Genomic DNA, 13,084 nt, shown 5'->3' on the forward strand with positions numbered 1-13,084 from the left:
GGACTTCAGTCGTGCCAGAGCACTGTTTCGCGCCGCTCGATCCACTCAGGGAAACGCGGCCCGTAGGTGCCTTCGACGACGTTGCGCTTGATCTTCAGGGTCGGCGTGAGGAAGCCGTTGTCCACCGCCCAGACGTCCTTCACCAGCACCAGGCCGAGCAGGCGCTCGTGCTTGTCCAGCGCCTGGTTGACCTCGTCGAGCAGGGCCCGGAGGCTGCCTTCCAGCTGTTCACGGGTACCGTTGCCGGCCTCCTGGCGCCCCACCTCGGAGAGCACGCAGAGGGCCATCGGCTGCGGCAGGCCGTCGCCGACCACGCACACCTGCTCGATGCGGGTGTGCACGGCCAGGCGGTTCTCGATGGGTGCGGGGGCGACGTACTTGCCCTTGCTGGTCTTGAAGATTTCCTTGATGCGGCCGGTGAGCCGCAGGTTGCCGTCGGCGTCCTGCTCGCCCTTGTCGCCGGTGCGCAGGAAGCCGTCGGAGGTGATGGTCTCGGCGGTGCGTTCCGGGTCCTTGTAGTAACCCTGCATGGTGGCGCCGCTGCGGACCTGGACTTCCCCTTCCTCGCTGATGCGCACTTCGACGTCGGGGCTGTTGCGGCCGATCCAGCCGGTCTTCTGCTCACCGGGGCGGCAGACGTGGGAATAACCGCAGTTCTCGGTCATGCCATAGACCTCCAGCACGTCCAGGCCCAGGCGCTTGTACCAGTGCAGCAACGCCTCGGGCACCGGGGCCGCACCGCACAGAGCAACGCGCACGGCATCGAGCCCCAGGCCGGCGAGGACCTTGCGCCCGATGAAGCGGCCGATCAGTGGCAGGCGCAGCAGACGGTCCAGCTTCTGGGCGGGCATCTTCTCGAAAACGCCCATCTGGAACTTGGTCCAGATGCGCGGCACGCCGAAGATCGCCGTGGGCCGCGCGCGGCGTAGGTCGCGGAGGAAGGTGTCGAGGCTTTCGGCGAAGAACACCGTCTGCCCGGCATAGAGGGAAGCCATCTCGACGAACATCCGCTCGGCGACGTGGCACAGCGGCAGGTAAGACAGCAGGCGATCGCTCTCACCGGTATTGAACAACTGCACGCCATGCTCAGCGGCGAAGGCGAAGTTGCCGAAGCCCTGCATGACGCCCTTGGGCGTGCCGGTGGTGCCGGAGGTGTAGATGATGGTGGCGAGCTGCTCGGGACGGGTGCGGGGGTTGTCGCGGATGGGGGTGGAATCCAGCAGGTCCGACCAGGCGTAGTCGAAGGTGCCCTCGGGGTGGATGGGCAGCGCAATGGTCGCCACACCCTCGGGAATCCCGCCGCTCATGGCCGGCCAGTCGTCCAGCTTGCCGATGAACGCCAGGGCGCTTTCGGAGTGCTCCAGCACCTGGCGGACGGACTCACCAGTGAGGTTGGGGTACAGGGGCACCGAAACGTGCCCGGCCATCCAGATCGCCAGGTCGGCCACGATCCAGTGGGCACAGTTCTTGGAAATGATCGCGATGCGGCTGCCCGGTTGGAGGTCGCGCCCCCTGAGCCAACTGGCGGCGCGTCGCGCCTGGTCGCCGACATCGCCCCAGGTCAGCTCTTCCACCTGGCCGCCTGCCATGGGCTGCACCAGGTAACGCTTATTGGGATGACGTGCTTCACGCTCGAAGAACATGTCGAGCGGCAAACGGACTGCATCAGCCACAGGGCCTCCTCCTTTCTTGTTCTTGTGAATCGGGGACAACCAAGCACTTGCTTGGGCGACTATTCCACGCACGCCATCCCAGGTGCAAGTTAAGAAATGTATCGACCGTGACCTCTGCCGGGGGCATACACAATTTGCAAAAAGGTCTGCTTGAGTGGGTATGAGGCGGTCCGTATTCTCGCCGCCATGACGCCGGGCCCCTCTGACGGTTAGCGCCGCCATGTCGGAGTCATAGTTGGTTCAATTCGACTGAAAGGAGGGGCTCATGACTGCCCTAGATCAATTTCTCTTTGCTGACTTCCTCGGCACCTCAACCTGGCTCTGGCTGGTCTTCATCGCCATAGTCGTGTCTCTGCTGGCCTTCGACCTCGGCGTGCTCCATCGCAAGGAGCGCGAGATCGGTGTGAAGGAAAGCCTGATGCTTTCTGCCGGCTACATCACCGCAGGCCTGCTGTTCGGCCTCTGGGTCTGGCACCAGAAAGGCGCTGACGCGAGCATGGACTACGTCACCGGCTTCCTGATCGAGAAGTCGCTGTCGATGGACAACGTGTTCCTGATGGCGATGATCTTCAGCTTCCTGGCCATCCCGCGGCAGTACCAGCACAAGGTGCTGTTCTGGGGAATCATGGGCGTGATCGTGCTGCGTGGCGTGATGATCGCCCTGGGCGCCGCACTGATCCATGAGTTCAGCTGGATCCTCTACGTGTTCGGCGTGTTCCTGGTCATCACCGGCGTGAAGATGTTGTTCGCCAAGGTGGACGACGAGCCGAACCTGGCAGAGAACCGCTTCGTGCGCTTCCTGCGACGTCACATGCGGATTACCGACCAACTACACGGCCAGCGCTTCTTCGTCCGCCAGCCGGACGCCAGCGGCCGTGTGGTGCTCTGGGGGACGCCGCTGCTGCTGGCCCTGGTGATGATCGAGCTGGCCGACCTGGTGTTCGCGGTGGACAGCGTCCCGGCGATCTTCGCCATCACCCAGGACCCGTTCATCGTCTACACCTCCAATATCTTCGCCATCCTCGGCCTGCGGGCCCTGTACTTCGCCCTGGCGGCGCTGATCCACCGCTTCGCCTACCTGAAGTACGCCCTGGCCCTGGTGCTGGTGTTCATCGGCGGCAAGATCTTCCTGGTGGGCTTCATCGGCAAGATCCCCCCGGCCATCTCCCTGGGTGTGACCCTGAGCCTGCTGATCGGCGGCGTGCTGGTCTCGCTCTGGAAGACGAGGGGTAACAAAGCCCCCAGCCACTGACCCGACAGCGCCCGGCCCCTTGGCCGGGCGTTTCGTTCAGGGGGACTCGGGGTTGGGGAACCAGGCCTCCAGGCCCGGTTTGTCGGTGTCGACCTTCGGGTCGTAGATGTAGCCCGAGACCCTTGGGTAGTTGTCCAGGTCGTTGCGCCAGAGCAGCGTCCCTTCGTACGGATGGCCATCGCGCTCGACGGTGATGCGCAGCTGGGTGGCGGTATCGACGAGCTCCGACTCGACGAAGGTCGCCCGCCCGGTCCAGACCTCATCGCCCACTTCCCAGTACAGCGCCATCTCGCCCTCATGCAGGTAGACCTTGAGGTCACCGCTGTAGGGCGTGCCACTGTCCGGCAGGCGGCCCACCACCCAGTAGCGGCCGACGAAGTAGGACGGGTCGGGGTGATCGGCAGCGCCCGCGAACGGGATGCAGGCAACGGCCAGAAGCCAGGCGAGTGCCTGGCGGGTGAAATCACGGATCACGGCAGTCTTCCTTGAGCCCCGGCGGGGTCACAGGCGATGGGGATGGTGAAGCGCACGCAGGTCCATCACCCCGGCCAGGGGCATTGCGCCGTCGAGTTCGGCCAGGCTGGCGGTGCTCATGGCCAATGGCTGCTGGCGATGGCCGTGGACGAGCAGGCCGGCCAGTTCCCCTACGAACGGGTTGTGGGTCACCAGCAGCAACTGGCTCTCCTCCCGCCGAGCCAGTCGGTCGAGCGCCTCGCGCGGATCGCTTTCCGGGGTCAGCCAGCCCTCCACCAGCACCGGCCCCTGGAATGCCAGGGCCTCGACCACCAGTTCGGCCGTCTGCCGGGCGCGCAGGTAGGGGCTGACGATGATCGCGTCCAATGGCACTCCCGCCAGGCGGGCTGCAGCCTGCAGCACCTCCTGGCGGCCGTTGCGGGTCAGCGGTCGCTCGGCATCGGTGGCGGCCCGGGGCTCAGCCTCGCCGTGGCGCAGCAGCCAGAGCTTCACAGCTTCGGCTCTTCGTCACGCACCGGGTGGGGCGCCGGGGGCACGCGGTGGGCGGCCTCGCCTTCCGGCGCGCGCGGGGTCGGCCAGTCGGCGAACGGCCAGGGCTTTTCCTCGGTATTGAAGGTGCCGAAGCGGCCGATCTGGGCCAGGTACTGGCTGAGGCTGTCACCGAAGGCCATCAGCCCGCCGTTGGGCGCGCCGTAGAAGGCGCGGTAGCCCAATTGGGCCAGCACCACCACGCCGAGCACGATCTCGGCCAACTGCCAGACGATGACGAAGATCAGCATCCACAACACACGCAGCAGGATGGACTCGCGCTGCAGGTCTTCTTGCTCATTGCTCATGGTTAGCTCCTGGTCCTGGGGCGGCTGGTTCAGAAGCCGCTGGTGGGGATGAAGTCGACGTCGGTCTTCGGCTCACCACGCATCAGCACCTCGATCACCTGGGCCAGGGTGCGCCCTTCGAAGAGGATGGCGTGCAGGCCGGAGACCAGCGGCATGTAGACCTGCAGCTCCTCGGCACGGGCCTTCAGCACCTTGAGGGTGTTGACCCCCTCGGCCACCTCGCCCAGGCGGGCCACGGCATCCTCCAGGGACAGCCCCTCGCCCAGGGCGAAGCCCACCTGGTAGTTGCGGCTCTTGGGCGAGGAGCAGGTGACGATCAGGTCACCGACACCGGCCAGGCCGAGGAAGGTCATGGGGTTGGCGCCGAGCTTGACGGCGAAGCGGGTCATCTCGGCCAGTGCCCGGGTGATCAGCATGCTCTTGGTGTTCTCGCCCATGCCCAGGGCGGCGGCCATGCCGGCGATGATGGCGTAGACGTTCTTCAGCGCGCCGCCCAGCTCCACGCCGAAGCGGTCGGCGCTGGCGTAGACGCGGAAGGTCTTGCCGTGCAGGGCCTGCTGCACGCGCTGGCAGAGCTCGGCGTCTTCGCTGGCCACCACGGTGGCGGTCAGCGCGTGATCGGCCACTTCCTTGGCCAGGTTCGGGCCGGAGAGCACGCCGATGCGCGCCTTGGGCGCCACGTCTTCGAGGATCTGGCTCATCAGCTTGAAGCTCTGGGCCTCGATGCCCTTGGTCAGGCTCACCAGCAGCTTGCCTTCGAGCTGCTCGGCCACCGGCTCCAGGGCCTTGCGCAGGGCGCTGGAGGGGATGGCCACGAACACCAGGTCGCAGGCCGCCAGCACGGCCGGCAGGTCGGAACTGGGGCTGACCCCGGGGTGGATCTTCACCCCCTTGAGGTAGCGGGGGTTCTCGCGGTTCTGGCGAATCGCCTCGGCCTGCTGGGGGTCGCGCATCCACTGCAGCACGCTGTTGCCGTTCTCGGCGAGGAGGTTGGCAATGGCGGTGCCGAAGCTGCCGCCACCCAGCACTGCGATCGATTGATCTCGAGTCATAACCAGTCCATGTAGAGCCACCCGGGTGGCGAATCCGCGCATTATACGGAGGCCCGAGCGACCAACCAGTCTCAAACCGGGCATCTGCCACTGGTCAAGCCGCGGGGGAGCGACGAAAATCCCGCACCCATGTGACCGCTTCGTGGTTTTACGGTGCCGAACGCCCGCCGAACGGCCATCACTCAACCTGGCAAGCCCTGCGCCGAGACCCCTGCATGCCTCCACGCCCCTCGCCCGCCTCCTCTACCCGACGGCTCGCATGCCGCCAAGGTGACGCGGGCGCCCGGGCGAGCGACCAAAGCGGAAACGCCCGGGGGCTGACGCACCTTGACTCCACGCTGACGGGCCCAGGAGGCACCACCCCATGACCCGCAGCTGGGACATCCACACCCGCACCCAACTCATCAGCCTCGGCCCCGCCCTGCTGCTGACCTTGCTGCTGACCGGCTTCTTCACCTTCGCCCGGCTGCAGGACCTGCGCCAGGAGCTCAACCACACCGGCCAGTTGATCGCCAACCAGTTGGCGCCGGCAGCCGAATACGGCGTGATCGCCGGCAACCGTCCGGTGCTGGAAGGCCTGCTCAAGGCCACCCTGGACACCCCCCATGTGCGTTTCCTGGAAGTGCGCGACCAGGACGACGCCATCCTCGCCTACGTCGAGCAGCCGGGCACCCTCGAACGCAACGGTGCGCAGGTGGAGATCTTCCATGCGCCGATCCGGCTGCAGCAGGTGCAGCTGGGCAACGAGACGCTATTCCATGCCGGGCGTGGCGACAGCAAGCTGGCGACCGGCTACCTCGGGCGCGTGGTGGTCGGCATGTCCAACGATGCGTTCAGCAGTCGCCAGCAGGAGATCCTGCTCAAGGCCACGCTGCTGGCGCTGTTCGCCCTGATCCTCACCTTCCTGGTGGCGCGCCGACTGGCCATCCGCCTGTCACAGCCCATCAGCGCCATGGGCCAGGCAGTGGAGGCCATCCAGGCCGGCAACTACCAGGCCAGCCTGCCGGTGATGGAGGAAGGCGAACTGGGTGACCTGGCCCGGCACATCAACAACCTCGCCAGCGGCCTCGATCGCGCCAGCCGGGAACAGCGCCAGGCCATCGACCAGCTGATTGCCGCGCGGGAAGAAGCCGAGCAGGCCAACCGCGCCAAGTCCGACTTCCTGGCGATGATGAGCCACGAGCTGCGCACCCCGATGAACGGCGTGCTGGGCATGCTGCAACTTCTTGAAACAACCGAAATGACCCAGGAGCAGGCCGAGTACGCCGCTCTGGCCACCGAGTCCACCGAGCACCTGCTGAAGGTGATCAACGACATCCTCGACTTCTCCCGCATCGAGCGGGGCGCGCTGGAACTGGAGCGCATCGCCTTCAACCTGCTGGAGCTGGTCAACGGTTCGGTGCAGGTGTTCCAGCACAGCGCCCAGCAGCGCGGCCTGGCGTTGATCGTGGAGACTCAGCCCGGCCTGGAACAGGTGGAAGTCCAGGGCGACCCGACGCGCATCCGGCAGATCCTGGTGAACCTGGTCGGCAACGCCCTGAAGTTCACCGAAGAGGGCAGCATCCGCGTGGTCACCCAGTGGCAGGCGCTGGACGACCAGGTGCTCTGGCTCACCTGCGCCGTGCACGACAGCGGCATCGGCATTCCCCCGGAACGGCTGGAGCACATGTTCGACGCCTTCCAGCAGGCCGACAGCTCCATTTCCCGGCGCTACGGCGGCACCGGCCTCGGCCTGCCCATCGCCCGCACCCTGGCCGAGCGCATGGGCGGCACCCTGCGCGCCGAAAGCCACCAGGGCCAGGGCTCGGTGTTCACCCTGGAGATCCCCCTGCCCTTCCGCCAGCAGGTGAATCGAACGGACGGCCCCTACCCGGACCAGGCCGCGGCGGGCAACGGCCAGGACGTGCTGCTGGTGGAGGACAACCCGGTCAACCAGACCGTGATAGAAGCCATGCTGCGCAGCCTCGGCTACCGCGTCAGCCTGGTCAGCGACGGTGCCCAGGCCGTGCAGGCGGCTTCTCGCACGGGGTTCGCCGCCATCCTCATGGACTGCCGGCTACCGGTGCTCGATGGCTATGAAGCCACCCGTCAGATTCGCGGCATGAATGGAGGCACCCGGGTCCCCATCATCGCCCTCACCGCCAACGCCCTGCAGGGCGACCGCGAAGCATGCCTGGAAGCGGGTATGAACGATTACCTCGCCAAGCCGTTCAAACGGGCAGACCTGCAGCGTGTGCTGCAGCGCTGGCTGGGCGGCGCGACCGATTGCCCCCCCGACCTTCGGTGAGTGGGCAACGGGTGATAAAGTGCGGCAGGCTGTGCCCTCGAACCCCACCTTGCGCGACCCGGGACGATCGGAATGCAGGTGTACGAGTGTACTCTGTGACTTTCACTGCAACGCAACAGTCTATGACTAGTCTGCCGATTCGGCGCTATGCGCACGGCAGTGGACGAAATGCCAAGCCCTGCAGTACGGGGACCATTTAGGAGCTCGCATGACAAGACAAAACGCCTATTCCCGGGAAGACCTGCTGCGCTGCAGTCGCGGTGAGCTGTTCGGACCTGGTAATGCGCAACTGCCCGCCCCCAACATGCTGATGATCGACCGGATCGTTCACATCAGCGAAACCGGCGGGAAGTACGGCAAGGGCGAAATCGTCGCCGAGCTCGATATCAACCCCGACCTGTGGTTCTTCGCCTGCCACTTCGAGGGCGACCCGGTGATGCCGGGCTGCCTGGGCCTCGATGCCATGTGGCAGCTGGTGGGCTTCTACCTCGGCTGGCAGGGCAACCCCGGCCGCGGCCGTGCACTGGGCTCGGGCGAGGTGAAGTTCTTCGGTCAGATCCTGCCGACCGCCAAGAAGATCACCTACAACATCCAGATCAAGCGCACCATCAACCGCTCGCTGATCCTCGGCATCGCCGATGGCACCGTCAGCGTCGACGGTCGCGAGATCTACAGCGCGGAAGGCCTCCGCGTCGGCCTCTTCACTTCAACTGACAGCTTCTAAGGGTTATCCGCATGCGTCGCGTCGTGATCACCGGCCTGGGCATCGTTTCCTGCCTGGGCAATGACAAGGAAACCGTTTCCGCCAACCTGCGTGCCGGCCGTGCCGGTATCCGCCACAACCCGGCCTACGCCGAGATGGGCCTGCGCAGCCACGTTTCCGGTTCCGTCGACCTGAACCTGGAAGAGCTGATTGATCGCAAGATCTTCCGCTTCATGGGTGACGCCGCCGCCTACGCCTACCTGGCGATGGAACAGGCGATCAAGGACTCCGGCCTGACGCCCGAGCAGATCTCCAATCCCCGCACCGGCCTCATCGCCGGTTCCGGTGGCGCCTCCACCGTCAACCAGATGGAAGCCATCGATACCCTCCGCGAGAAGGGCGTCAAGCGCATCGGCCCATACCGCGTGACCCGCACCATGGGCAGCACCGTTTCCGCGTGCCTGGCCACCCCCTTCCAGATCAAGGGCGTGAACTTCTCCATCTCCTCCGCCTGCGCCACCAGCGCGCACTGCATCGGCCAGGCCATGGAGCAGATCCAGCTCGGCAAGCAGGACGTGGTCTTCGCCGGCGGCGGCGAAGAAGAGCACTGGAGCCAGAGCTGCCTGTTCGACGCCATGGGCGCCCTCTCCACCCAGTACAACGACACCCCCGAGAAGGCCTCCCGCGCCTACGACGCCAAGCGTGACGGCTTCGTCATCGCCGGTGGCGGCGGCATGGTGGTGGTCGAGGAACTGGAGCACGCCCTCAAGCGCGGCGCCAAGATCTACGCCGAGATCGTCGGCTACGGCGCCACCTCCGACGGCTACGACATGGTCGCCCCGAGCGGCGAAGGCGCGGTCCGCTGCATGCAGCAGGCCCTGTCCACCGTCAAGGCCCCGATCGACTACCTCAACACCCACGGCACCTCCACCCCGGTGGGCGACGTGGCGGAGATCCGCGGCGTACGTGAAGTCTTCGGCGACAAGGCCCCGGTAATCAGCTCCACCAAGAGCCTGTCCGGCCACAGCCTGGGTGCCGCCGGCGTCCACGAGGCGATCTACTGCCTGCTGATGATGGAAGGCAACTTCATCGCTGCCTCGGCCAACATCGACGAGCTGGACCCGGAAGTGGCCGACATGCCGATCCTTCGCCAGGTTCGCGAAGACGCCAAGCTGGACACCGTCATGTCCAACAGCTTCGGCTTCGGCGGCACCAACGCCACCCTGGTGCTGCAGCGCTTCAAGGCCTGACCGGCCCCCGGCGACACCTGAAGGCCCGTATCCCCGGATACGGGCCTTTTTCATGCCCCACGTAAAACCGCATCAGACCTTTCCCAAACCCCACCGCCGCATTTAAGTCCCGCGCAACGCCTCCGCTCTTTATGCCCGTACGCCCACGCGCATCCCCGGAGGAGCCTCCCATGTCCCTGCGCAACCTGAGCATTTCCATCCGCGCCGCCTGCGGCTTCGCCGTCATCACCCTGTTGCTGGTGGGCCTGGGGCTCTTCTGCCTGTCGCGGATGTCCACCATGGACGAAGCCACCTATCAGGTATCCAAGATCTGGCTCCCCAGCGTCGAGTACTCCAGCCAGCTCGGCTACCTGATGGCCGAATACCGCCTCAGCGAGATGAACCACATCCTCAGCCGCGAGGCCGAGCAGATGAGCCGCCAGGAAGTGCGCATGGCCAAGATCCGCGAGGAGCTGGACGAGATCGAGCGCATCTACCAGCCCCTGTTCCTGCTGCCGGACGAGAAGCGCCTATTCGCCGAATACCGCCAGCGCAAGGAAGCCTACCTCCAGGGCCACGACCAACTGCTGCAGCTCTCCCGCAGCAACCATGCCGACGACGCCTACGAACTGATGCGCGGCCCCCTGCGCAAGGCCTATGAGGACGTCCACGCCACCCTCACCGAGCTGATCAAGCTGAGCAACCTCGAAGCCGACCGCTCCGGCGATGCCAGCGCCAGCACCTATGAAGGCGCCCGCACCGCCGTCAGCCTCGTGCTGGTACTCGCCGCGCTGCTCGCCGTCGCCACGGCCTGGTTGCTCACCCGCAGCATCGTCGTGCCGATCCGCAATGCCGTGGAAGCCGCCCGCACCGTCGCCAGCGGCGACCTCACCGGCACCATCGACATCCAGGGCCGGGACGAGCCCGCGCGGCTGATGCAAGCCCTCGCCGAGATGCGCAACAGCCTGCACCAGACCATCCGCCACATCACCGACTCCTCCAGCCAATTGGCCGCCGCCGCCCACCAGCTCAGCGTGGTGACCGACGAAACCAACCAGGCCATGAACCGCCAGCACGACGAAACGGAGATGGCCGCCACCGCCGTCAACCAGATGACCGCCGCCGTCGAAGAGGTCGCACGCAATGCCGCCTCCACCTCCGAAGCCTCGCGCCTCTCGGAAGAGTCCGCCGAAGGCGGCCGCCACCAGGTCGCCCAGACCGTCCAGGCCATCCGTGCCATGAGCAGCGAAGTCAGCCAGACCAGCAGCATCGTCGGCGGCCTGGCCGACCAGGCCCAGGGCATCAGCAAGGTGCTCGACGTGATCCGCGCCATCGCCGAGCAGACCAACCTGCTGGCCCTCAACGCCGCCATCGAGGCCGCCCGAGCGGGCGAAGCAGGCCGGGGGTTCGCCGTGGTCGCCGACGAAGTCCGCGCCCTCGCCCACCGCACCCAGGAATCCACCCGCGAAATCGAACAGATGATCGCCAGCATCCAGACCGGCACCGGCAACGCCGTCAGCGCCATGAGCCAGAACGACGAACGCGCCCGGGAGATTCTCAAGATCGCCGAAGCCGCCGGCCAGGCCCTGGACGTGATCGCCGCCCAGGTCAGCGCCATCAACGAACGCACCCTGGTGATCGCCAGCGCCGCCGAAGAGCAGGCCCAGGTCGCCCGCGAGGTGGATCGCAACCTGGTCAACATCCGCGACCTCTCCGCCCAGACCGCCACCGGCTCCAACCAGACATCCAGCGCCAGCCAGGAACTGTCCCGCCTGGCCGCCGACCTCAGCGCCGTGGTTGCCCGTTTCACCGTCTGACGCCATCCGGGCCTGCCCGGAGGCAGGCCCTCGCTTCCCCTGAAAAGCCCACAGATCGGGCTCCGCAGGCCAACAAGAAAACCTATACTCCTCCGCGTCCCCCCGCCTGGCCCCCACGGAGAAGTGCCCATGTTCCTGCGCCAGTTCCCCATCGCCCCGCGCGCCGCCTCGAGCTTTGCCCTCATCACCCTGCTGCTGATACTCACCGGCCTGTTCTCGCTGAACCGCATGGCGGTGATCAACGACGCCTCCACCGAAATGAGCCAGAGCTGGATCCCGAGCCTCAGGAACCTGGCCAAGCTGGAACTGCTGGTCACCGAAATACGCCAGGTGCAACTGGGCCACGTGCTCGCCGAAGCGGCCGCCAAGCCCGCTCTTGAGCAGCGCCTTCAGGAGCTGGAGGCCAACCTGGCGAAGACCAGCCAGGCCTACGAGAAGGACATGGATGCCGGCCGGGACACCGAACTGTTCCGCGCCTTCCAGCAGCAGTACAAACGCTTCCAGGACGAGTCCACCCAGCTCCTGGGCCTCTCCCGCAGTGGTGACAGTGCCGGCGCCAACCGCCTCGTCCAGGGCTCGCTGCTGGAGAACTACCGCGCCACCATCAGGACCTTGCAGGCCCTGCTGGACTACAACACCGAAGGCGCCGAGCAGGCCAACGTAAAAGCCGACCAGGACTACGCCAGCGCCAAGACTGCCGTGCTCAGCGTGCTGGCCCTGGCGGTACTGGCCACCGTGCTGCTGGCCTGGCTGCTGACCCGCAGCATCACCCAGCCGCTGCACATCGCCGTGCGCGCCGCCGACGTGGTGGCAGGCGGCGACCTCACCGGCCCCATCGACACCACCGGCCGGGACGAACCCGCCCAACTGCTCGCTGCCCTGAAGAAGATGCAGCAGCAACTGCGCGGCACCATCGAGCAGATCAGCCACTCCGCCACCCAGCTCGCCTCGGCCGCCGAGGAAATGAGCGCCATCACCGAGGAAAGCAACCGCACCCTCAGCCAGCAGCACGACGAAATCCAGATGGCCGCCACGGCGGTGAACGAGATGACTGCCGCCGTCGAGGAAGTGGCCCGCAACGCCGCCGGCACGTCCGAAGCCTCCCGGGCTTCCGAACAGTCGGCCCATGCCGGGCGCAGCCGAGTCGAGCAGACCGTCCAGGCGATCCGCCACATGAGCGACGACGTTGCCCAGACCAGCCAGTTGGTGGAAGGCCTGGCCGAACGCGCACAGAACATCAGCAAGGTGCTCGACGTGATCCGCGCCATCGCCGAGCAGACCAACCTGCTGGCCCTCAACGCCGCCATCGAGGCCGCCCGCGCCGGCGAGCAGGGGCGCGGCTTCGCCGTGGTCGCCGACGAGGTACGCGCCCTCGCCCACCGCACCCAGGAATCCACCCGTGAAATCGAACAGATGATCGGCAACATCCAGAGCGGCACCGGCGAGGCGGTCAGCGCCATGAGCCAGAACGACCAGCGTGCCCGCCAGATGCTGGAGATCGCCGAAGCCGCCGGCACCGCCCTGGTGGAGATCGCCGAGCAGGTCAGCCACATCAACGAGCGCACCCTGGTGATCGCCAGCGCCGCCGAAGAGCAGGCCCAGGTCGCCCGCGAGGTGGACCGCAACCTGGTCAACATCCGCGACCTGTCCACCCAGACCGCCACCGGCGCCAACGAAACCTCCACCGCCAGCTACCAGCTCTCGCGCCTGGCCCTGGAACTCAACGCCATGGTGGCGCGCTTCACCGTCTAGTCCGCCTGG

At 66.5% G+C, this 13,084-nt stretch carries 11 protein-coding genes; 6 read left to right on the forward strand and 5 right to left on the reverse strand.

Annotated elements, in window-relative coordinates; all coding sequences use genetic code 11:
- Window positions 1–5: 5 nt before the first annotated feature.
- Window positions 6–1,673, reverse strand: coding sequence for an AMP-binding protein (locus RTK35_RS03150; RefSeq protein WP_316907360.1), 1,668 nt, complete (start codon window positions 1,671–1,673; stop codon window positions 6–8).
- A gap of 265 nt (window positions 1,674–1,938) precedes the next feature.
- Between RTK35_RS03150 and RTK35_RS03155 the strand changes: the two genes are divergently transcribed.
- Complete coding sequence (locus tag RTK35_RS03155) at window positions 1,939–2,925, forward strand: TerC family protein (RefSeq protein ID WP_316907361.1); 987 nt, start codon at window positions 1,939–1,941, stop codon at window positions 2,923–2,925.
- 36 nt (window positions 2,926–2,961) lie between these two features.
- Here the strand turns inward: RTK35_RS03155 and RTK35_RS03160 are convergent, their stop codons facing one another.
- The 4 genes from RTK35_RS03160 to RTK35_RS03175 are packed head-to-tail and all read right to left on the reverse strand — an operon-like array spanning window position 2,962 to window position 5,287.
- Window positions 2,962–3,399: a hypothetical protein gene (locus RTK35_RS03160; RefSeq protein ID WP_160481245.1), complete on the reverse strand. Its 438-nt coding sequence runs from the start codon at window positions 3,397–3,399 to the stop codon at window positions 2,962–2,964.
- Window positions 3,400–3,426: 27 nt separating this feature from the next.
- Window positions 3,427–3,891: a phosphohistidine phosphatase SixA gene (sixA, locus tag RTK35_RS03165; RefSeq protein ID WP_142008387.1), complete on the reverse strand. Its 465-nt coding sequence runs from the start codon at window positions 3,889–3,891 to the stop codon at window positions 3,427–3,429.
- The gene (locus tag RTK35_RS03170) at window positions 3,888–4,235 is read right to left on the reverse strand and encodes a DUF4389 domain-containing protein (RefSeq protein WP_316907362.1); all 348 of its coding nucleotides are present in this window, start codon (window positions 4,233–4,235) and stop codon (window positions 3,888–3,890) included. Before RTK35_RS03170 ends, sixA begins: the two co-directional genes overlap by 4 nt.
- A 29-nt stretch (window positions 4,236–4,264) precedes the next feature.
- Window positions 4,265–5,287, reverse strand: a complete 1,023-nt coding sequence (locus RTK35_RS03175; protein ID WP_069560232.1) for an NAD(P)H-dependent glycerol-3-phosphate dehydrogenase — start codon at window positions 5,285–5,287, stop codon at window positions 4,265–4,267.
- 364 nt (window positions 5,288–5,651) lie between these two features.
- On the opposite strand from RTK35_RS03175, the gene RTK35_RS03180 reads away from it, so the two are divergent.
- From RTK35_RS03180 to RTK35_RS03200, 5 genes are all read left to right on the forward strand, one after another.
- Window positions 5,652–7,574 (forward strand): ATP-binding protein, encoded by a 1,923-nt coding sequence (locus RTK35_RS03180; protein WP_142008385.1) that lies wholly within the window; start codon window positions 5,652–5,654, stop codon window positions 7,572–7,574.
- A 208-nt stretch (window positions 7,575–7,782) separates the two neighbouring features.
- Window positions 7,783–8,298: a 3-hydroxyacyl-[acyl-carrier-protein] dehydratase FabA gene (fabA, locus tag RTK35_RS03185; RefSeq protein ID WP_044413996.1), complete on the forward strand. Its 516-nt coding sequence runs from the start codon at window positions 7,783–7,785 to the stop codon at window positions 8,296–8,298.
- An 11-nt stretch (window positions 8,299–8,309) separates the two neighbouring features.
- On the forward strand, window positions 8,310–9,527 hold the full coding sequence (gene fabB, locus RTK35_RS03190; protein ID WP_044413999.1) for a beta-ketoacyl-ACP synthase I: 1,218 nt from the start codon (window positions 8,310–8,312) through the stop codon (window positions 9,525–9,527).
- Window positions 9,528–9,697: 170 nt separating this feature from the next.
- Window positions 9,698–11,323 carry a methyl-accepting chemotaxis protein gene (locus RTK35_RS03195; protein ID WP_316907363.1) on the forward strand — a complete coding sequence of 542 codons (1,626 nt, stop codon included), beginning with the start codon at window positions 9,698–9,700 and terminating at the stop codon, window positions 11,321–11,323.
- A 129-nt stretch (window positions 11,324–11,452) separates the two neighbouring features.
- The gene (locus tag RTK35_RS03200; RefSeq protein WP_316907364.1) at window positions 11,453–13,075 is read left to right on the forward strand and encodes a methyl-accepting chemotaxis protein; all 1,623 of its coding nucleotides are present in this window, start codon (window positions 11,453–11,455) and stop codon (window positions 13,073–13,075) included.
- Window positions 13,076–13,084 lie beyond the last annotated feature (9 nt).

Source organism: Pseudomonas sp. zfem003 (genome assembly GCF_032621675.1).
GTDB lineage: Bacteria > Pseudomonadota > Gammaproteobacteria > Pseudomonadales > Pseudomonadaceae > Metapseudomonas > Metapseudomonas otitidis.

Bases quoted from the DNA above. Each gene is read 5' to 3' on its own strand.
- fabB (WP_044413999.1), top strand. From the start codon at position 8,310: ATGCGTCGCGTCGTGATCACCGGCCTGGGCATCGTTTCCTGCCTGGGC.
- RTK35_RS03180 (WP_142008385.1), top strand. From the start codon at position 5,652: ATGACCCGCAGCTGGGACATCCACACCCGCACCCAACTCATCAGCCTC.
- RTK35_RS03170 (WP_316907362.1), bottom strand. From the start codon at position 4,235: ATGAGCAATGAGCAAGAAGACCTGCAGCGCGAGTCCATCCTGCTGCGT.
- RTK35_RS03155 (WP_316907361.1), top strand. From the start codon at position 1,939: ATGACTGCCCTAGATCAATTTCTCTTTGCTGACTTCCTCGGCACCTCA.
- fabA (WP_044413996.1), top strand. From the start codon at position 7,783: ATGACAAGACAAAACGCCTATTCCCGGGAAGACCTGCTGCGCTGCAGT.
- RTK35_RS03200 (WP_316907364.1), top strand. From the start codon at position 11,453: ATGTTCCTGCGCCAGTTCCCCATCGCCCCGCGCGCCGCCTCGAGCTTT.
- RTK35_RS03175 (WP_069560232.1), bottom strand. From the start codon at position 5,287: ATGACTCGAGATCAATCGATCGCAGTGCTGGGTGGCGGCAGCTTCGGC.
- RTK35_RS03195 (WP_316907363.1), top strand. From the start codon at position 9,698: ATGTCCCTGCGCAACCTGAGCATTTCCATCCGCGCCGCCTGCGGCTTC.